At 34.4% G+C, this 20740-nt stretch carries 18 protein-coding genes and 4 pseudogenes; 5 read left to right on the top strand and 17 right to left on the bottom strand.

The window, feature by feature from the left end; translation table 11 throughout:
* Positions 1 to 893 precede the first annotated feature (893 nt).
* The 6 genes from AC0VXV_RS09260 to nikA all read right to left on the bottom strand — a co-directional run bounded on the left by AC0VXV_RS09260 (position 894) and on the right by nikA (position 6307).
* A complete protein-coding gene (locus AC0VXV_RS09260) occupies positions 894 to 1082 on the bottom strand; it encodes a hypothetical protein (protein WP_475531281.1) in 189 nt (62 codons plus the stop codon).
* 83 nt (positions 1083 to 1165) lie between these two features.
* Positions 1166 to 2005 (bottom strand): nickel import ATP-binding protein NikE, encoded by an 840-nt coding sequence (gene nikE / locus AC0VXV_RS09255; RefSeq protein ID WP_475531280.1) that lies wholly within the window; start codon positions 2003 to 2005, stop codon positions 1166 to 1168.
* A gap of 32 nt (positions 2006 to 2037) precedes the next feature.
* The gene (gene nikD / locus AC0VXV_RS09250; protein ID WP_475531279.1) at positions 2038 to 2868 is read right to left on the bottom strand and encodes a nickel import ATP-binding protein NikD; all 831 of its coding nucleotides are present in this window, start codon (positions 2866 to 2868) and stop codon (positions 2038 to 2040) included.
* 18 nt (positions 2869 to 2886) lie between these two features.
* Positions 2887 to 3717 carry a nickel ABC transporter permease subunit NikC gene (gene nikC / locus AC0VXV_RS09245; RefSeq protein WP_475531278.1) on the bottom strand — a complete coding sequence of 277 codons (831 nt, stop codon included), beginning with the start codon at positions 3715 to 3717 and terminating at the stop codon, positions 2887 to 2889.
* Positions 3714 to 4658, bottom strand: coding sequence for a nickel ABC transporter permease subunit NikB (gene nikB, locus AC0VXV_RS09240; protein ID WP_475531277.1), 945 nt, complete (start codon positions 4656 to 4658; stop codon positions 3714 to 3716). The genes nikC and nikB overlap by 4 nt, the downstream gene beginning before the upstream one ends.
* 17 nt (positions 4659 to 4675) lie before the next feature.
* Entirely contained in the window at positions 4676 to 6307 is a 1632-nt protein-coding gene (nikA, locus tag AC0VXV_RS09235) for a nickel ABC transporter substrate-binding protein (protein ID WP_475531276.1), read from the bottom strand.
* Between the two features lie 536 nt (positions 6308 to 6843).
* Here nikA and AC0VXV_RS09230 point away from each other — a divergent pair.
* A complete protein-coding gene (locus AC0VXV_RS09230; RefSeq protein WP_475531275.1) occupies positions 6844 to 7299 on the top strand; it encodes a GNAT family N-acetyltransferase in 456 nt (151 codons plus the stop codon).
* A gap of 535 nt (positions 7300 to 7834) precedes the next feature.
* Here the strand turns inward: AC0VXV_RS09230 and AC0VXV_RS09225 are convergent.
* The 6 genes and pseudogenes from AC0VXV_RS09225 to AC0VXV_RS09200 all read right to left on the bottom strand — a co-directional run.
* Positions 7835 to 8128, bottom strand: a pseudogene (locus tag AC0VXV_RS09225) (DUF3916 domain-containing protein); the annotation flags it as partial.
* A gap of 10 nt (positions 8129 to 8138) precedes the next feature.
* A complete protein-coding gene (locus AC0VXV_RS09220) occupies positions 8139 to 8357 on the bottom strand; it encodes a DUF3916 domain-containing protein (RefSeq protein ID WP_475531274.1) in 219 nt (72 codons plus the stop codon).
* A gap of 45 nt (positions 8358 to 8402) precedes the next feature.
* A pseudogene (locus tag AC0VXV_RS09215) lies at positions 8403 to 8552 on the bottom strand (colicin E3/pyocin S6 family cytotoxin); the annotation flags it as partial.
* A 152-nt stretch (positions 8553 to 8704) separates the two neighbouring features.
* Positions 8705 to 9697 (bottom strand): sensor histidine kinase, encoded by a 993-nt coding sequence (locus AC0VXV_RS09210; RefSeq protein WP_475531273.1) that lies wholly within the window; start codon positions 9695 to 9697, stop codon positions 8705 to 8707.
* Positions 9694 to 10359 carry a response regulator transcription factor gene (locus tag AC0VXV_RS09205; protein ID WP_475531272.1) on the bottom strand — a complete coding sequence of 222 codons (666 nt, stop codon included), beginning with the start codon at positions 10357 to 10359 and terminating at the stop codon, positions 9694 to 9696. Before AC0VXV_RS09205 ends, AC0VXV_RS09210 begins: the two co-directional genes overlap by 4 nt.
* A gap of 19 nt (positions 10360 to 10378) precedes the next feature.
* Positions 10379 to 11350, bottom strand: a complete 972-nt coding sequence (locus AC0VXV_RS09200) for an alpha/beta fold hydrolase (protein WP_475531271.1) — start codon at positions 11348 to 11350, stop codon at positions 10379 to 10381.
* A 1007-nt stretch (positions 11351 to 12357) separates the two neighbouring features.
* Here AC0VXV_RS09200 and AC0VXV_RS09195 point away from each other — a divergent pair.
* Together AC0VXV_RS09195 and AC0VXV_RS09190 are read left to right on the top strand one after the other, a co-directional pair.
* A complete protein-coding gene (locus AC0VXV_RS09195; protein WP_475531270.1) occupies positions 12358 to 13320 on the top strand; it encodes a S8 family peptidase in 963 nt (320 codons plus the stop codon).
* Positions 13320 to 14126 carry an endonuclease I family protein gene (locus AC0VXV_RS09190; RefSeq protein ID WP_475531269.1) on the top strand — a complete coding sequence of 269 codons (807 nt, stop codon included), beginning with the start codon at positions 13320 to 13322 and terminating at the stop codon, positions 14124 to 14126. Before AC0VXV_RS09195 ends, AC0VXV_RS09190 begins: the two co-directional genes overlap by 1 nt.
* A 476-nt stretch (positions 14127 to 14602) precedes the next feature.
* Here the strand turns inward: AC0VXV_RS09190 and AC0VXV_RS09185 are convergent.
* Both AC0VXV_RS09185 and AC0VXV_RS09180 read right to left on the bottom strand, forming a co-directional pair.
* Positions 14603 to 14731: pseudogene (locus AC0VXV_RS09185) on the bottom strand (HAD family hydrolase); the annotation flags it as partial.
* Between the two features lie 136 nt (positions 14732 to 14867).
* Positions 14868 to 15266: a hypothetical protein gene (locus AC0VXV_RS09180; protein WP_475531268.1), complete on the bottom strand. Its 399-nt coding sequence runs from the start codon at positions 15264 to 15266 to the stop codon at positions 14868 to 14870.
* A 536-nt stretch (positions 15267 to 15802) separates the two neighbouring features.
* On the opposite strand from AC0VXV_RS09180, the gene AC0VXV_RS09175 reads away from it, so the two are divergent.
* On the top strand, positions 15803 to 15991 hold the full coding sequence (locus AC0VXV_RS09175) for a hypothetical protein (protein WP_475531267.1): 189 nt from the start codon (positions 15803 to 15805) through the stop codon (positions 15989 to 15991).
* A 282-nt stretch (positions 15992 to 16273) separates the two neighbouring features.
* On the opposite strand, the gene AC0VXV_RS09170 is transcribed toward AC0VXV_RS09175, so the two are convergent.
* On the bottom strand, positions 16274 to 17608 hold the full coding sequence (locus tag AC0VXV_RS09170) for an MATE family efflux transporter (protein WP_475531266.1): 1335 nt from the start codon (positions 17606 to 17608) through the stop codon (positions 16274 to 16276).
* Between the two features lie 28 nt (positions 17609 to 17636).
* Positions 17637 to 18782 carry an FAD-dependent oxidoreductase gene (locus AC0VXV_RS09165; RefSeq protein WP_475531265.1) on the bottom strand — a complete coding sequence of 382 codons (1146 nt, stop codon included), beginning with the start codon at positions 18780 to 18782 and terminating at the stop codon, positions 17637 to 17639.
* A 169-nt stretch (positions 18783 to 18951) separates the two neighbouring features.
* Between AC0VXV_RS09165 and AC0VXV_RS09160 the strand changes: the two genes are divergently transcribed.
* Positions 18952 to 19545, top strand: a complete 594-nt coding sequence (locus AC0VXV_RS09160) for a TetR/AcrR family transcriptional regulator (RefSeq protein WP_475531264.1) — start codon at positions 18952 to 18954, stop codon at positions 19543 to 19545.
* A 454-nt stretch (positions 19546 to 19999) separates the two neighbouring features.
* Here AC0VXV_RS09160 and AC0VXV_RS09155 read toward each other — a convergent pair.
* Positions 20000 to 20407, bottom strand: a pseudogene (locus tag AC0VXV_RS09155) (MFS transporter); the annotation flags it as partial.
* Positions 20408 to 20740 lie beyond the last annotated feature (333 nt).

The raw sequence follows: 20740 nt of genomic DNA, 5'->3' as shown, positions 1-20740 counted from the left end.
ATGGTTGCCTGAAATTACCGTGTCTAACTTTTAGGGGGTACTTCAAGTTTGGGAATGAACATAAAAGGCAGAAACGTTGATGTAAGAGCGTTTCTGCCTTTTCCAATGGAACATTGTTTATACGTGATTTTATGCAAGCCAATGAAATGTTACTAAAGAAGCTTTTATACTTGCTGGGTATTATCTTTAAATTGCATAAAAACGTATAGCCATTCTTTTATCTGTATAAATCTGCATCTTCTTTAAGACTCTCCAAAGAAAAAATGTTGCTCCACAATATGGCCCGATTGTTGAACAAGGCTAAACATTTATATCAACTCCTCTAAAATGTCAGTTCAGACATTACCTGAATAGGAAACTATTTTATCGCTTACACGACATATATTTTATTGGTCTATATTCGCCATTTTACTTGAGCTGCTTTATTTGAATCTAGGCTTCATAAAACATGGATTGTGGTGGACCATAGAATTCTCATATGTCGAGGATTGAATTTTATTTATTATTTTCTACATCCATCATAAGCGGGCTTCAAATCATTCAATAATTAATGGGCATTAGTTTTGAATTAGGAGGAGTGTGAAGCAAACAATTCGGCAAGACGTTCTTGATATAACGCAGAAATATAGATATACAAAAATAGAGTATTGGCTTAGTGAAAACTTATATACCTTGAGTTGGTGGATTCTTTTAGTTACATCTATAGTTTTATTTATTATATGGATCCATTATTTTAGATAAAAAAAGAATGTTCGAGATTATGACATACGGATTTTTTGTAGGGACAGTAGTAATATATGCAGACGTGTTCGGTGTTTGGTTTGGGTTATGGCATTACCCCATTACAATAACATCTATACATTTACCTATTGAAATACACAGACTGCAAATGCCTATAAAACCATTCGGTATATTGCATCTAAAACAAATTTGTTGGCATTAAATGAAGCTATCGAATCATCTGCCCCAAGGAGTGGTGTCGACATTTGCGATAAAAAAATTGGCAAGGCTAAAGCCATGTATTGCTTATTCGTCAGAGATGCATTTAAAGTGCTTTTATATGTAGAACTTTGTAAACTCATTACTTCCCCTTCAAACAATAAAAATGTCACAGCATTTTAATATGTTGTGACATTGACATTATGGATTCGTTAATTTTCGATATTTAGGTAATCTTTTCTCTGTTTTCTATTATGCCATGTTTTGGAAGTGTTCGAAAACGTGGGTGTTCTGCAAGAATGGAGTCTCTTAATTGTTTAACTATAGGGTTTTTGGAAGAGAAAAATTGGTCTTTTGAATTGTAAAGTTCAATTAATTCTCCTTTTTCAAGTACGCCAATATGATCAGAAATTGAAAAAGCAGCTTTAATATCATGTGTAATAAAAAGATAAGATAAGCCAAAATCATTCTTTAATTCTTTTAATAATTGTAATATTAGGCTTTGTGTAACCATATCTAAACTACTTACTGATTCATCAAGGACGATTAACTTCGGTTTTAGTGCAATTGCTCTAGCAATATTTATCCTTTGCAATTGCCCACCACTAAATTGATATGGATATTTTTTTGAATCCTTTTCATCTAAGCCTACTCTTTCTAATAGTTCAATAACCCGTCTTCTTTGTTCGTCTAAAGTTAGTTTTTCATAGTTCTCTAACGGCTCGCTTATAATACGTTCGGCTGTCATTCGGGGATTAACAGCTGAATATGAGTCTTGAAATACAACTTGGAGGTCGCGACGTATTTTTTTTTGGGTAGCTTTATCCGCATTATAAATATCGTGTCCTTTAAACAAAACCTGACCTTGCTGTGGACGTTGAATCCCGAGAATTACTTTCCCTAAGGTACTTTTACCTGCACCACTTGAACCAATTAAGCCTAAACATGTTCCTTCTTCTATAGCAAAGGAAATATCATTAAGAACTTTATTTGTTTGATCCTTCCCTTTAAAAAGCTTTCTTGAATTAAAACTAAAATTTACTTGTTTTACTTGTAATAAGCTCAATGATTTCACCCCTGGTAAATTCAATCTATCTGTCACAACATATATGTATAAGGTTGTTTTTGAGAATATAAGGTCGGTCTTGTCCTTAACAGCTTCTTAGTGTATTCATGTTGTGGAGTCTCAAATAATTCTAACACATTTGCTGTTTCTACTATTCTCCCATGTTGCATTACAATTACATCATCAGCCATCTCTGAAATAACTCCAAGATCATGAGAAATGAGTAATATAGAGGTTCCATATTCAGTACGAATCTTGTCTAAAAGACGTAGTACTAATAATTGGCTATGAAGATCAAGTGCTGTAGTTGGCTCATCTGCAATAATAACGGAGGGCTGTAAGCATGCTGCCATGGCAATCATCACTCGTTGAAGCATACCTCCACTTAATTGAAAAGAGTAGCTCTTTAATAAATTATTGGGTTTTGGTAAATTTACACTTTCCATCATATCAATTGCAAGCTCCTTTGCTTGCTTTTTATTTAATGAAGTATGGGATCTAATCGTTTCAATAAATTGATGGCCAATCGTGAAAACGGGAGTAAAAGCATTCATCGGATTTTGCATAATATAAGCAATATCCTTTCCTCGAATTTTCCGCATTTCTTTATTTTCTAGACCATTCAATTCCCTACCTTTTAATGTAATGCTCCCTCTAATATCCATATGCTTCTTATCGTGTAGCTGAAGGATAGACATACTTGTAATGGTTTTACCACTACCGCTTTCCCCTACCAGACCTAGAATCTCCCCTTTTTTTATTCCAAAGTTAATGTCCTGAACAAGTGTGGAAAAACCTTCGTCGGTTGATACTTGTACATGTAAGTCTTTTACATTTAAAATGTCTCGATTATTAGCTTCCATTCTCATCAATCCTTTTCATTAGCGGCGTTTAACCCCAAAACGTTCTGATAGTGATTCACCTAATAAATTAAAGATAACAACAACTAGCATAATCATTAAGCCAGGATAAATCATTAATTCTGGATTTGTTCTAATAAATGACTTCCCCTCAAGTATCATTGCCCCCCATTCAGGTATAGGAGGTTGTACACCTAAGCCTAAAAAAGACATGGATGATAAATTCATAATCGACCAACCCATTTCTAATGTTCCCATTACCGCTAGTGATGGAAGAACATTCGGAATAATATGTTTCTTCATGATGGTCCATGTAGAAGAGCCACTGATTTTAGCTGCTGTAATATAGTTCTGTTCTTTTAGACTTAGGACCATTCCTCGAATTACCCTTGCGTAATAAACCCATTGTACGAGAATTAATCCTAGAATCACTTGTTTAAGACCAGCCCCCCAAATACCAACAAAACCGAGAACAAATAAAAGGCTTGGGATTGCCATCAGACCATCACCGAATCTCATCAATAATTGATCTACCCAACCACCTTTATACCCAGCAATGACACCAATAATCAACCCAATACTTAAGGCTGATATAAAAATTAGCATGGCAAACCCTAGTGAGATACGAGCACCATATAGGATACGAGAAAACATACATCGACCTAAATGATCTGTTCCAAATGGGTAATCCATAGAAGGAGGCTGTAACTTATGAGCCAAATTGATAGCTATAGGGTCATTAGGTGCAATCCACGGTGCAAAGATTGTGATTAAAAACAACACGCACAACGTTAGAGAACAAATGACAATCACTTTTTGACTTTTTAATTTATCACGAAACTTTACAATCATTTATACTGCCTTCCTTTTCTAGAAATACGTGGGTCTATATACATTTGGATAAGGTCTACAATTAAGTTACTTATAAGAAATAAACCAGCTGCTAATAATACATAGCCTTGTATTACAGGAATATCACGGTTAAAAATAGCCTCAATAAAATACCGTCCAAACCCTGGCCATGAGAAAACTGCCTCTACAATTATAGCTCCAGTCATTAAGTTTCCTAAATTCATCCCAAGTCCAGTAATCATAGGAGAAATGGCAATTCTTAAAACATGTTTGCCCATTATGACTTTTTCTTGTAGCCCTCTCGTCCGTGCGAAAAGCACATAAGACTCTTGTAAATTTTCAAGAACACTTGCACGTAATAGTCGGGTATATAAGGCTATTAAAGGAAAAGCCAACGTGACTGAAGGTAAAATTAAATGTTTCCAAGTGCCCGTGCCTTCTACTGGGAAAAGATCCAATTTTACAGAAAAGAAAAAAATCATTAAATATCCTAGCCAAAATGATGGGATGGATGCCCCTATAAAAGAGAGGAATCGACTAAAATGGTCAATTCCACTGTTCTTTTTTATGCCTGCTAAAAAACCAGTAGGAACACTTATTAAGATTGCAATCAAAAGACTACCTATAGTTAACTGAATAGTTGCCGGCATTCGAGAATAAATCTCTTCCCAAACAGGTTTATTCGTAACATAAGATATGCCAAAATCAAGTTGGCATATTTTACTAAGGGTGTTCACATATTGGATAAGGAGAGGCTGATCTAAGCCAAACTCATGTCTTTTTTGTTCTAACATCTCATCAGTTGCTTGGATATGTGCCGCAGCAAAGTATGCCTCAGCTGGATCCACTGGTGATAGGTTTATCATTCCAAATGTTAGTAAAGAAGCCAAAAGAAAGACTGGAACGATGGTGATTATTCGTTTCAAGACATACGTACCCATGAAAACTCTCCTGTCGCTTATTTGTTTATACTAATTCCAGTAAAAGGATGTTCATCGCGGTTTGCAGGGAATTCAAAATTAGAAACATTCTTTTGATAAACTGCTATTTTTTTAATATACGAAATAGGTACAATGGCACCCTGTTCTTGTAGCGACCCTAAAATTTCCGTGTATAGTTCTTGACGCTCTTTTTCATCAGTTGTTTGTTTAACCTTAGCAATTTGGTTCAGTAATTCCTCTTTATTAGGATAAGCTGAAATAGCTTCTCTAAATCCAAACCCTTCTGTAGCAACTATGTTTACGAAAGTATGTGGGTCATATGGAGATCCATAGTTACTAAAGAAGTTCATATCAAACTCATTCGCTTTAAATCTTTCAACTTGAGTGGTAAGCTCAACCCCAACAATATTTAATTTCACACCTAATCCTGCCCACTCAGATTGTAATATTTCAGCCATTGTTTTTTGAATGGATTCAGCAGAGTTATACATTAACTCGATTTCAAATGGCTTCCCATCTTTTTCTCGAATATTTTTACCTTTTGGCAACTTCCAGCCTGCTTCATCTAATAATGTTTTTGCTTTATCAATATTATAATCAATTGTGGTTGCATCAACATCTGATGTATAAGGGAAGTTTGTTGGTAGGATATAGTCAGCCTTCTCTTCCATACCAGATGTCACGCCCTCAACCATTGCTTGTTTATTAAATCCATAATGTAATGCTTGACGAACACGTAAATCTGAAAACTGTTCTTTATTCGTGTTCATAACTAGCTGTCTAGTAGCTACTGGTTCAGAAATGCTAGTTTCATAGGAACCTGTGGATTCTAATTGCTTAAAAGAATCTATACTGATAACACCCTCACCATAAATAAGGTCTAAGTCACCTTTTTCGAAAGCAAGTACCCGTGTATCAGCATCAGGAATAACTTTAACTTTAATTTTCTCTACACTTGGAAGTTCTCCCCAATAATTTTCGTTGCGTTTGAAAATAGCAAATTCATCTACTTTATACTCTTCTAATATCCATGGGCCTGTCCCAACTGGCTTTTCTACACCTTTTGAAGTGTCGCCGTCTTGAGGGAAACCAGCTTCCCCTAGGAATCGTACCGGGCGTACAACTGCCAACTCCTGAATCGTAGGGTAATATGCTTCAGTTAATGTTAATTTAAATGTATACTCATCGATAACCTCGGTTTTTGCTATCTTCGAAATAAATCCTAACCAACTGTGTAAATCTACATTTGTTAATATTGCATCAAAGTTCTTCTTCACAATCTCTGCATTAAAACTTGAGCCATCAGTAAATTTTACACCCTGACGTAAGTGGAACAAATATTCCTTTCCATCTTCAGAAATCTCCCATGACTCTGCTAAATACGGTTTTAGCTCTCCCCCTTCTTGGTAGCTAACTAAAGGTTCATATACCATGGATTGAGCAAATAATTGTGACGGATTATAGATATGCGGATTCATTTCACCTATATCCCTTGGCCAAGCAAAAGTAATCATATTGTCACTGTCAGAAGTAGATTCAGATTTTTCATTTTCTACGGATTCACTTGAACATCCAAGTAAAGCTATGGTTAAAATAAGAACCATTACAGACATAAGTATAAATCGATTTTTACTTTTTGGGTTTATCATAAAAAGTTGTTCCTCCAAATTTGATAATGATAATTCTTATCAATAGTAGGGTGTGAACATCTGATTGTCAATACAATTTCAATACATTTAAGCGATTAATGTAGGAAATGTTTGGTGTTGCTAACAACAATCAATTATAATCGTTTAACTATAAAACAACTAAATTCTATATATTTCACTTATTGGGAATGCCTCTTAAATTAGGAAGAACATAGGAATGCTAAGGGATCTTCTCGTAGGTTTTTGTTATTCTACTTAAACAACCTGCCGTTACATTAAGTACAAAATTTCAAAACCATTTTTAAAGTTTTAGCCTAGATATCTAGGTGTTGTTCAACAATATGGCCCTTTCATGAATAAAGACGCATTTCTTATTAAAGAAACGCGCCCAATTGTTGAAGAACGAATATCATTATAGTTTATATATATACAAGGTAATGAACAACAATATTCCCAAACGATGCTTTAGCGACATTTTTCATATTGTGGTTTTTTAATCTTCTTTTAAAATATAATTAAACAAGAGGAGGATGATTATGGAAATAAAAATTGACGACTTAACAGAAACTCGTACAATAGGACTTATTGAATTACACCTAGCTGGTATGGCAGAAAATTCTCCCCCTGAAAGTAGACACGCATTAAATATTGAAGGACTCAAACAACCTAAAATTACTTTTTATAGTGCATGGGAAAATAATGACATTATGGGATGTGGAGCGTTAAAAGAATTAACATCAAAGCATGGGGAAGTAAAATCTATGCGAACAGCAGAGAAACATTTGAGAAAAGGTGTGGCTGGAGCGATATTACAACATATTATTAACGAAGCTAAAAAACATGGTTACACGAAATTGAGTCTAGAAACAGGCTCAATGGATGCATTTAAGCCGGCACATCGTCTATACGAACGTTTCGGGTTTAGATATTGTGAACCTTTCGATAATTATTTAGAAGACCCCAACAGTGTATTTATGACGATTAATTTATAAATAATGAATTAAGAAAAGATTGTATGGACATTCAAAGTTAGCTCTAAATAACATTTCCAAATAAAAGTTTGGAGTCAAAAGATAAATCGGTAAACGTTGTTGTAGCAGCGTTTACCGATTTTTTATTGAACATTGTTTATACTAGATTTTATGCAAGTCAATGAAACGTACTAAAGCAGCTTTTATACTTTCTGGGCATGATCTTAATTTGCATAAAACTTGTATAGCCATTCTATTACCGGTATAAATCTGCATCTTCTCTAACACTCCCCCAAGAAAAAATGTTACTCAACAATATGGCCCGATTGCTGAATAAGTAAAACTCTGCATTTCATTCCATACAGGTTTTTTTATCAAACTTTATTATTAATGTTCGTATTTAATTATAAATTATCGTTCTTCTTTAAAAGACAACACTTATATCTTCGGTATTCAATTTGCTTATTGTTGTTCTTTCTAGCTAATATAAAAAAACAAAACAGTCATCAATAATAACTGTTGCGTATTTTAAAATGTAAATCTGATAAACTTTTATTCATAAAGAAAAAACTTCTGGTATGATTTCACCTATTACAAAATATTTATTTGTTATTTCATGTTCACACCCATCTTCTTCTTCAAGTAAAATTTCTTCAATACTTACTACACTTACATTTTGAGGGTAATTGATATTCAGAGTTTTTTTAAAATCATGCTCTGGAACAACAACTTTCCAACGCTGCCACAATGAATTTCTAAAATAAAAATCTCGATAACTTTCTAGATTTTTATGAATAATAATTTGAGTATTTCTAAATTCATCAGGTTTAGTTATTAATGTAATTAATGTAACAGTATATTCAGAAGGTTTTTTGAATTAAATAATTTGTATTTTCAATTAGCTCTTGTAAAATTAGACTACGTACCTTATGTGAGTAATCTAATAATTCACTAGAAGCAGGCACATAATAATTGAAATAAGAGTCATAATAAAATTCACTTGGAAAATTCATGGTGTTTTTTTGGATTTCCAAGATTACGTTCCGAATTTTTCTTTTTAAGCCTCGTTGCTTCTTCATACAGTTTTATTCCACCTTCAAAATTATTTACAAGAAAACTTGTTCTTACAAGTCAATAGTACGACCTTTTACAGCCGGCTTATACATTTCTCCATCAAAAGGATCCATACCACCTTAGTGTTTACCTTTACTATCATATACTTCTATATCTTGGTGAGTATGATTCCATTCATAGTAGCGTTTTTTATTTCCTGATGCATTATTTGTTTTAATGCCTCCTTATTGAAGAAACGCGACCGATTGTTGTATAAGAGGTGGCACCAGATTTATGTATATACAACGTTAAACATAAAAGTTTTCTCAAATATGATTTTGGGAAGCTTTATTTGGAGGTGTGGCAATTACCACTAGTATGAATGTTGGGCATAACTAATGGTAACTTGAGTACCTTTTTTGTTAGATTTGATTGTACTCTGAAGTTCAAGAATTCGGCAAATATCTTCGATGATTCGTAGGCCAGTACCCTTTTCCTCCACATTAAACCCAATACCATTATCCTTAAAGATAATTGAGTTTTTTTGCAAAGTAATTTCCAATGTATCGCACGCTGCATGACGCAATATATTTTGGAAGATATTATCAAATAATCGGTGCAACCAAATTTCATTACTTCTCCAATGGAATTCAGTTGAAGAATCGTTTGACACAATAGTTATTTGGTTGACTTTATATAAAAAATTCCACTTTGATATGATTGTATTTATAAGTCTTGAAACATTTACTTTTCCCATAATTACATATGAATTATCAACACGAGATAAGCGCTCAAAATCATATTCATTGGATAGCTTTGAAATATAGTTTATTTGTTCGTTTAGTGAATTGAAAATATCCTGATGTTGTGAAAAATCATTTTCTATTGTGTAAAGTTGTAAGCGCATAGCTGTTAAGGGCGTATTAATATCATGGCGCAACTGAGTTAAAAGTTCTTGTTTCATTCGCTCTTGTTGCTTTATTTCAATTTCCTTCGAAATCGTCCGGTCAATGAGAAGGTTTACGGCCTTGGTTAAATCCCCTAATTCATCATTTTTAGAGTATGGAATCTTTAGAAGTCTCTTCTTGTCGTCACTCGCCAACTCCATAATGGTTTGGTTTAATTCATTGATTCGTTTAATCAATGAATTAATCGATTTTGAGAATAAAATAGCCAAAATAAAGAAACAGACGATAAATAATCCTAGCATAACCGGATAGGCTTTGGACTCAAAAAAGCGGGTTTCTGTATCAGTTGAAAAATGATTGTAAATTACGGTTACAATTACATTAATCACTACTACAGAAAGAGGAACACTAAATATTACTGACAATAGGAATAATTGATATTTCTTTTTTAGTTTCATTGTTTAACACGGGTATTCATACGATACCCTTCTCCATATACATTTTGAATAATCATACCATCTGTATCATCGATCTTGTTGCGTATCTTTTGGATATACACATTAACTAAATTGGGATTACGATCCTCTAGCTGCCAAAGGTATTCCATGAATTGTTCTTTAGATAAAATAAAATTTGCATTATCATAGAGGTAAAAGAATATTTTCTTTTCAATGGCTGTAAATTCGACTTCTTTATTATTTTGATTATTAACGACACGCATATGAGTAACATCAATTGATAAATGCTGTATTTGTTTGTAAATTCCATAAAAAGTAACTAGTTTATTTTTTATTCGTATTAATAATTCCCTCGGATCAAATGGCTTCACCATGTAATCTTCTCCGATTTCAAGCCCTCTTAATTTACTATCAATGTCACTTCTAGCAGTTAAAAATATTACAGGAATATTAAGCCCTAACTGATTAATTCGCGTTGAAATCTGATATCCGTCCTCGCCTGGTAGCATAATATCCATAATAACAATATCCACTTGCTTAATAACTGTATATACGGAAGCGCCACTTTCTAGCCAAATCACTTTATAGCCTTCTTTTTGAAGTATATTCTCCAATAAACTTCCAATCATTTTATCATCTTCTACAAGTAAAATTGTAAACAACGTTTTAGTTCCTTCCTAATTAATTTCCGACAATCTCTTGCATGAATTTTTGAGTTTCTTCGTAGATTTTAGTGGGGTGATACAAGTAAATGCTATGCTTGCTTTTTATTTGAATTACACTTGAAGCATCTAACTGATTCGCAAAAGCCCGATAGTCTTTTAGTGATGCTTTTGCAGCTTCAGAATTTCTATCAAGGTAAGCATCAATAAATAAGATAGGGGTTGTTTTGGGAACAGGTAATGCTGTAGACTTTTTGCTGTTATCTACAGAATTTAGCATTTCTTGTTTCATATCATTGTTGATTCCCTGTTTATTTGAAATCGCCTTAAATATATCTTTTTCTTTCGAAGTTAGATAATCTTTGTCTAATACGGCATCATTATAAGCTAAAACCGGAAACACTCTTTGAAATCCTAATTCACTAAATACATTTCCTGCTTTCATAAAAGTCTTCTCAACTAAATCCACGGGATGTTTTATATATTGAGATGGTAAACCAATATCTAACGCCACGATTGCTTCTATTTCATCTGGATATTTCTGCGCCCAATATATAGCTTCGATTCCTGAAATAGAGTGTGGCACTAAGATATAAGGGGGCTTATTTCCGCCTTTAATAAGTGCCTCCCTAGTTTGTTCTAATATTACATCAATATCTCGGTTGTCGTTAAATACATCACTATACCCATACCCTGCTCTTTCCACAACGGCGATTTTATCTTCTTTTGAAAACTTACGATAAAAGTTTTTTAATTCATACATAGGTGCTGCTACTGCTGATCCAGCCATAAATACAAATGTATCTGCGCCATTACCTTCAGAATAAACATTAATCTTTTTCCCGTTAAAATCGATTAGTTTGCCCTTATTATTCTCTAATAAAGCTGTCTCTTGATTCTCTTTGAACTTATGGAAGCTATATACAGAGCCGCTAAGTACAATCAATAAAATAAGAAAAACTATCAAAAACCACTTCATTATTTTTTTCATTTTCTACTTGCCCCTTTCAATTATAGATACAAGTTTAAAGTAGAAAAATATAATTCTTATAAACTTTTGAAAAAATTTTTAATGAAGCAGCTGCTGTACTAAAATTTTGTGGACTCATTAAAAAGTCACGAATGTTTTTAAATCAACATTTCGTGACTTTCCTTATGAGCTTTCTATATGCAATCCTGCAGTGCTTTCATTCGCTGAGTTTGTTCTTCACTTAGCATATAATATTGTATATATTACCGCTAAAAACTGTATTTTTATGAATATTTTTATGACACTACTAAAAATAAGTTATTCAATAATATGGCCATATAATGTAAAAACGCCTTCTTATTGAAGAATCGCGCCGGTGTGTTGAAGATTATTTTTAACTAATGCACATTTAATTAAAGTATTAGTGCAAAAAGGAATAATACAATATTTAAAGAAAAATCTAAGAAATGTAGAATGTATTTAACAAAAGCACTAGCCTCACATCTAATTTGGTGAAATTTCATTTTGTATATTTTTTACTTCGTATATAACTCCTTATACAGCCAACATTTTATTTAACTCTTCCCCTACTATCCCAAATTTCTTTAACCAAAATATTGATATTTCTATAAGTACATCATTAGAAATAGTGTTATCTTCAATCGGGGTTATTAGGAAAATTTCCCTAGGGTTCCTATAATTGCTTTTTCTAATTTCAGCTAAATGAAATTAACAAGAGGTAAACCATACCGTACACACTTAATAGATTCTTTCTTTTGCACCTTTGAATGTTGATTCCGGCAGTTCTTTACCGTATGCTTTCTTCCATAATTCGAATACGTTGTGATTCTTCGCTATACCCAATTGCGTGGTTGACTAATAGATGCCAATACTATTTTCACTTTTAAAATTCCGATAGTTAGATAAAAACACATCTAATGTAACTTTTAATAATTATTCAGAATTGTTAGAATATTATTAACTACCAAGAATACACTTAAAACTTAATTCTTTCAGGAGGGATACAAATGGAACAAAAGTTACATTTATTACCATATAAAGTGGATGAAGTGGTCGAAATGGTCGAAGTGGTGCCAAAAGGTATTGAACTTATTGCAGCACCAGAAATTTGGGAGAATTCTAAGGGGAAGGGAATCACTGTTGCGATATTGGACACAGGCTGCGACGTCACCCACCCTGATTTGAGTGAGCGTATTATTGGCGGACGGAATTTTACTCTTGATGATGATGGACAACCTGATGTATACATTGATTATAGTGGCCATGGAACCCATGTAGCTGGCACAATTGCTGCAATTCATAACGGCACGGGAGTAGTTGGTGTTGCACCTGAAGCAAGTTTATTGATTTTAAAAGTGCTTGATAAAAATGGATCAGGGCAATACGACTGGATCATAAATGGTATTAACTATGCAGTTGAACAAAAGGTGGATATCATCTCGATGAGCCTCGGAGGTTCTTTCGATGTACCTGAGTTACACCAGGCTATTCAAAATGCAATCACTAATCAAATTCTAGTAGTTTGTGCCGCTGGTAATGAGGGAGATGGACAGGGTTCTTCAAATGAATTTGCCTTTCCCGCCTGCTACAATGAAGTCATCAGCGTCGGATCCATTAACCTGCAACGCAGTTCTTCTGAATTTTCAAATTCGAATAATGAAGTCGACTTAGTAGCCCCTGGTGAAGGAATCCTTTCAACGTATTTAAACGGAACTTATGCAAAACTAAGCGGAACTTCGATGGCAACACCGCATGTATCCGGTGCACTTGCACTCATAAAAGTGAATGCCAACAGAAACTTTGAACGAAATCTGACAGAGACTGAGCTGTATGCACAATTAATAAAAAGAACCATTCCTTTAGGAAACTCGCCAAAACTCGAAGGCAACGGATTGCTGTACTTAACAACAGAGAAATACTTATCGGAGGTGTTCAACCAAGAATTATCTACAAAGGCGTTGAAAATATAATGGAAAAACTAAATTTGCTATACTGTGAATGGGAAGCGGCCAAGTCTGACTTTTTAATAAGGAAATTCGACCTTTACTATGACGAAAAGAAAGATGAGGGAGTCAGAAATCAATACTATCAGAGCATTTCATTCACGGATGCCAATCTTTTAGATAGCCTTCACACATTGCTTGAAAAAACACATACAAATCGGTTAAACTACAGCCCACACCGTTATGTGTACCCTTGGGTAGATTTGCAGGAAAACGGTTTATTAAAAAGCCTTTATTCTGGAAATAGGATGGATCCACTTTCTGTCATAGAGGAGGACATTCAGCTCCATGAAATGCAGGCAAAAGGGTTAATCAGCATCTTTTCGGATAATCTATTTAACTGTGAACATGTAGTGCCTCAATCATGGTTCGATAAAAAAGGACCGATGAGAGGAGACTTGCATCATTTATTCGCCTGCGAACCCACCTGCAATAGCAGTCGTAGCAACTACCCCTACTATGATTTCCACAATTATAACCCTGAAGGATTAATTTTAGGAATCAAAGATGGCTGCGGCAAAACTGAAGAAAGTAAATTCGAACCAGAATACGGCAAAGGAATCGTTGCTAGAGCAACACTTTATTTCCTAATTCGCTATCCAAACACCATAAAAAAAGAACTAGAGAATGTCTCTTTATTGTTAAAATGGCATCACTCTTTTCCAGTATCCATCTATGAAAAGCATCGCAACCAAGCTATCCAAGAACTTCAAGGCAATCGGAACCCATTTATTGATTTTCCAGAGATTGCAGAAAGTATCATAAAAAATTAAAAAACACTAATTTCATTATTAAAGCACAAGAGAATTATTGTTCGCTTTTTATTAAATGAGAATAATGGGATAATTACCATATGTAGTAGGTCTAGGTATTAAGGGAGATTGGTCATCTTTTATTCCAAAACTTCGTTTCAAACGGAGGTGAAGAAGATTATCCCATTACCGTTTATGAGTCTATAACGCTCATGTTAATTTCGCTACACTTATTGTAACGATTCTTGCATTGTCATTTACTTTTCCAAAGAAAGTAAACCACCCTCTATATCGCCTTATTTGATACTGACTGTTTAGTGTTCCAGCACTAAGCAGCTTTTTTATTTTACGATTAATATGACTTAAGTATGAAGCAATTCTCCTTACTTTCCACTATTTAGATACACCTGCTTAACTAAATCTAAATTAGTTTATTAGTTGTAATCATCTACATCCAAAGAATCAAGATTTATATAGTGTTCGGATGCTTCTATTAGCTAATCAGATTCTGAAGTAAAATAACTTAATATACTATCAATTGAATTGATTTCTGCAAATGGTTTTATAGTTGTCAAATTTTTTTCCATTAACGGATTGTACCAAATACCCTTGATATTAGCACATTGTATTTTATTCAATTAAATGGCCCATAAAGGAAAAAGAGCCTTTCCTTTATTCAAGGAAAGCGACCGATTGTTAAATATCGAAATATAGTATTGTCGCAAATAATTCCCGAGTTATTTTTACTTAATAGAATAATTCTTATTGTGATATATGTTTGTACTCTAAGATTTCAAGTTTAAACTCATGATTACATATTTGCTTATTTATTTTCTCACTTTCACAGGACGGAGATTTTCTTACCTTAACCAAATCCTCTTTAACATTCCCGGTAGGTTTTTTTGAAGGAATATCAATTCTTACAGTAACATCATAAGAATGATTCTCATTGTAAGTAATACCAACAATCCTTTTCCAATGCCAAATAAGGTGACTATCTCCTCCATGCTCTATGATTACTCTTTTATCGATAATTGGGAAGATAATATCCGAAACAATGTCCTCTGTTGTGACATACATCTCTTCCATTTCTGAATTAGCTTCAGGTTTTGTATTTTGCGCAAGAATAAGACCAATAAAGACAAATCCTATTAGGATCAAGTAGTGCTTAACCAGTAAGATACACCTCAGAATTCTGTTTGTATCTTATTGTTTGCATGTTTTTATTATTTATTTAAATAATTACCCTTAAATAAAAAAGAGCTTCTTATTTAAGAATTACCCTGTCTGATTTGATTATATATATAAAGGTATTTAGTTTATTCAACAATATGGCCCATTAATTGAAAAGGACCCCTTCCTTATTCAAGGAAAGAGTCCGATTGTTGAATAACGTTATTGATTTAGACAAGACAGATAGTTTAAATATATTATCCCAAAGGAATACTTTCTAATATTATCCTATCCCTGAATAGCCTTCCACTCGTTGTGCAGAACTCCCATAAGTGGAATAACTGTGTTTCCTTACGGGGAGTCGCAGATTAGAAAAGAAGCTATTTCATTCTCCTAAAACAGAAAGCCTATACCCAGTAAACAAACAGAATAACCAAAATCCTGAAAATGTTACATAAATTTAATATAAAAATTGTTTACTATCATTTATACTAAAAGTATAGTCTTTATGAGAGGTGAATCAAATGGTTATTAAAGATAATAAACCATCCGACTTAAATGAATACCTAAAGAATAATTCTGAAACTAACAGTAATGAAGAGAATGAAATGCTTGAAAATATCAAGGTTACAATAGAGAAGAATAAAGAAGTAATAGATAATAACCGTAAAATTCTTGAATCAAAGCAACAAAAAGAAGCCACTGAAGATTAATCACAGTGGTTTTTTCCTATTTTCACCAATTAACAAACATATATCCAGTTAGATTTTACACACCGATTTGATGGATTAATTATGAATTACTATAATGTACCTAAACGTACGTTTGAGAACGTTAAAAAGCTCTAAGTGCTGGATCATAACATTTAGAGCTTTTTAGCTTGAATATTTTTTAAACATATCCAACCAATCTACGATGTATTAGTGTTTTCACTAAAATATGTAAACCCACTTCTGCATCATAAGTAGCAAGGTACAAAGCTATACTGCTACTCTTTAGATCAATGTTTGCTTTACACGTTTTTGTACAAACAACACTATGACAATAACCATTGTCAATTCCGCAATTGGCATCGTTAGCCAAATCCCATTCACGCCAAGTACTTTTGGTAAGACAAACAAATAAATTAAAAATACTATATAGCTTCGCATCACAATAATGACTGTTGCTGACCATACTTTCCCAACCGATTGGAAATACGTCATGTAGACGAAACTTATCCCAATAAATAAGTAACCAATAAAGAATAGACGAATTCCTTCAACCGCTAGTTGAACAATCTCTGGATCATCCACCCCGAATAATTGAACAAGCTGCGGTGCGAGTAAATAGCCAATGACAAATAATGTGACACCTAAAATCAATGCTGTTTTTTCCGCTAAAGCAAGTGTCTCCTTCAGCTGTGCCTTCTTTTTCGATCCGTGATAATAGCTTACCATCGGTTGCATGGCCGTTTCAATGCCAAAGAACGCTAAAAACATGAAGCCGTGTAAATAGTTGATGACCGAAAAGGCTGTAACGCCTTCAGTTCCAAGTGCAGCAACAACGCTTAAGTTGTAACCAACAACTAACACAAAGGCACCCGATTCAGCTAATAAACTTGGAAAGCCAATCGCAAGAATACGTTGCCCAAGTGGCAACGACCAGTTGAAACGCCATTTATTGAGTACTACTTTTTTGTTGAAAAAGTGAGGTACGAATACGAGTACTCCGACAACTCCACCTAGAATTGTTGCAAGTGCAGCTCCGTAAACACCCATGTCTAGTACAAAAATGAATACATAATTTAGTATTACATTGACAACAGATGTTAGCCCAAGCGACACCATGCCAAGCATTGGACGACCATCATTTCGGATGAAAATGCTAAGTAGTTGCTGTAACCCGAGTACCCATCCAAGCGCAAATAATACACCTAAATAGTCCGTCGTCGGTGCAAGTGTTTCCTTGTTTGCCCCAAGCCAACCTGCCACTGTTTGTAAATTTAAGTAACCTACAATACTAATAACGCCTAAAATAGCAGTGAAAATAGCAAGCGCTAGCGTAAAGCTGCTTCTTGCTTCATCAACCTTCTCTTCACCCATTGCCATTGAAAAATTCGTTGCTCCGCCAATACCGATCCATAGACTAATCGCTAAAATAATCGTGAAAATTGGTGCCGCTAAGTTCACACCCGCTAGCCCAACTTCTCCTACACCATGCCCAACAAAAATGCCATCGAGTAGCAGGTTGACAGACATAAGTAGCATACCGAACACTGCCGGAAAGAAGAAATGGAAAAATAGCTTTTTCACCGGTTTATTCATTAAATCTTGCTGTAAAGTTTCCATACTCTATTGTCCTCTTTCTATTAGTAGACTACTTTTCCCAGCTTACATCAATACCTTCATCAAATAATGCATAATCATCTGCATTGTCTAGTTCAAGTGATTCTAAAAGATTTGCGCTATGGTATACCTTCTCTGCTCGGTCTTTACGTACCTCCTGGAATTGGGCAAAGGCTTGCACATAGTCATTGTCACGTAAAAGCTTAGCTAACACCATTGCATCCTCTAAGCCGAGTGTTGTACCCATTCCTGCGTTTGGATCTGCTGTATGCAAGGCATCTCCTATTAATACGGCACGCCCTACTGAATACTGCTGCATTAATTCAATGCGGAATAATGACTTCGCAATTAAATGATCCGTACTTTCCACTAGCTGCTGTATTGGCATTTCCCAACTTGCGAAACGCTCACCAAGCTCTTTACGAAGCTGTTTGATTGGCTTTTCATCAAACGCTTCTACTGACGGTTGCTCTGGATCCGTAGTAATAATCGACCAAGAAATGGCCTCGTCTGTCGGATGATGCTTAGCAACGAAAAAGTTAAAGTTGTCGTGAAAATACATCAGTGCTGCGTCCTGTGAAAAGTACTCCTGCAATTCCCCTAATTTTCCATTTTCCACAATGGCATACACACCTGTTTTCCCTAAATAGTGCAGCTCTTTTTCTGGGAATAGCTGCTGGCGCGTTTTCGAACGTACACCGTCTGCTCCGATTAAAATAGAGCCAATCGCTTCTGTACCGTCCTCAAATTCCACAACAACCTGCTCAACGTCCTGCGTAAACTGCTTTAATCGCTTATTAAACTGCACGTCAATCCCTTGCTTTTGTACTTCTTTATATAATACGTCAATTAAATGATAACGTGTAATGTTGACGAATACTGGCATATCCACCAGTTCACCCTCTCGCTCTTGTTCCATTTCTCCGAATACCGAGTTGTTGTCTTTATCCATCACATCGAAATCCGTTAATGTATGACTGTTGTTCATAAGCTCCTCGCCTAAACCTAGTAGCTCCATCATCGCAATGCCGCTTGGGTGCATGACGAAGTGACCGCCCACCTTGCCGTATGCCTTTGCCTGTTCATACACAACGCTTTCAATATTAGCTTTTTTCAAAAATAACGACATTGCTAACCCTGCTACGCCTCCACCAATAATGATTACTTTTTCATTCATTTCATTCGCTCCCTTCGAAAAAACAATAACACCATTCGGACGAACGGTCAATTAATTATAATTAGAATAATATTTGAAGGTCAAAACTAAAAATTAACAACCGTTCGTCCGATTAACTCGCGATATAAAATAAAATACGCTATGATAAAGAAAAAAGGTTGGAGACAAAATGAGTAGACCTACCGGAGTAAATAGCGAGGATACGAAGCAATTCATTGTTGATATTGCAACGAAATGTTTCGAGCAAAAAGGCTATAGCGCCACATCCATGGCAGATATAAAAAACGAAACGAATTTGAGTAAAGGTACAATCTATTACCATTTTAAAAATAAAGAGGAATTATATTTATATTGTATTCAACAAGTTTCAAATGGATTTCTTCATAATTGGACTATGATGTCTAAAGCGGAACATTCTGCTGAAAAGAAGCTGTATATTTGGGCAGATTTAAATAATTTAGTTGTGCAAAAACCGATTATGAACACATTACATGAATATTTTGTGGCAACAAATAAAAATAACTATGATGCTGTTATAAAATTGTACGAGCCTGAATTTCAAATTGTAAAAGATATTCTGGTAGAGGGTATTGAGAGTGGTGAATTTAAAAATGAATTGCAGGTAGATGATATTGCAGTACTTTTATTCAATTTTATGACATCGCTGGATCACATTGATTTATTCGGCTACAGCACCCCACAGGAGCAAAAAAATATTTATAGATTAGCAATCGATCTAATATTACCGGGCTTGAAAAAGTAAGTATACTTGAAATTAATAGTAATGACTTCAATTTGCATGAATTACGAAAGCATTAAAAGAAAGTATATGCTACAGTACAAATTTTACTTATTCTTAATATCGAAACTTATTGATGTTTTGTTATTTCTAAATATAAATTATTAAGCATTCACTTAATAGATGTTATTATATATGTTCATTCATAATAACGTTCCCAAATAAAAGTTTGGGGGCAATGAAAAATCGGTAAACGTTGTTGTTGTTGTAGCGTTTACCGATTTTTTATTGGAACATTGGTTATACGGGATTTTATGCAAGGCGCTGAAACGATACTAAAGCAGGTTTTATACCTGCTGGGCGTGTTTTTAATTTGCATAAAAAATTGTATATCATTTTTTTTATCGTTAAAAATCTGTATCTTTTCTAACACTCCCCAAGAAAAAATATTATTCAACAAAAGGGGCCAATCCTAATCAAGTAGAGAAAGTGCAATCACTAGGAAAACCATGGAATCTCCTGGTGCTAATGCTACTGTTAAACCCGCCACAAGCAACGTAATTTCAGAAGTAATCGCCATAGTAGTACGTCCCAATTTGTCAACAAGGATACCAGTAACCAGGGAAGGCAGATACATGGCGCCTATATGAAAACCAATAACAAGACCAACTTCCCCTACGCTATGCCCATGATGCCGCATATGAACAGGTGTCATTGTAATAATAGCTACCATTACAATTTGAGTGAGAACCATAATTGTCGCACCTACAATTATGCCTCTTCTGTTTTCAACTTGCTCAATAATAGCTTGATGTGTTTTCTCATGCTTTTCTTTGTTGGACGCTTCTATTGTTCTTGCTATTAGTAATGGATCTGGCCGCAGCAAAACGCTATTTATCATAGCAGCAACGAAACGAAAGATTTCAGAAAATATATAGCCTACAAAAATCTTAACAACCTTTCCAAATGAAAGTTTGTCTCTTTTTTGTGGTACCTAATTTATGCAGTATTTTATACAAATGGCTCTAATGGTTGATGCAGCTGTATTTACGCTTGCTTGTATGTTCTTCAACTTGTTTAAAATGGAGTATATTTCTTAACGTTGTAAATCCCCATTATTCTGACGCTCCCCTATAAAAATGTTGTTCTATTATATGGCCCGACAGTGGAATAAGAAAATAGCATTCCATACAGTTTTTTATCAAACTTTATTATAAAT

The sequence above is a fragment of the Solibacillus sp. iso_87 genome, from assembly GCF_056173085.1.
The sequence above is the reverse complement of the archived record's forward strand: the minus strand, read 5'-3'. Positions and strand labels throughout refer to the sequence as shown.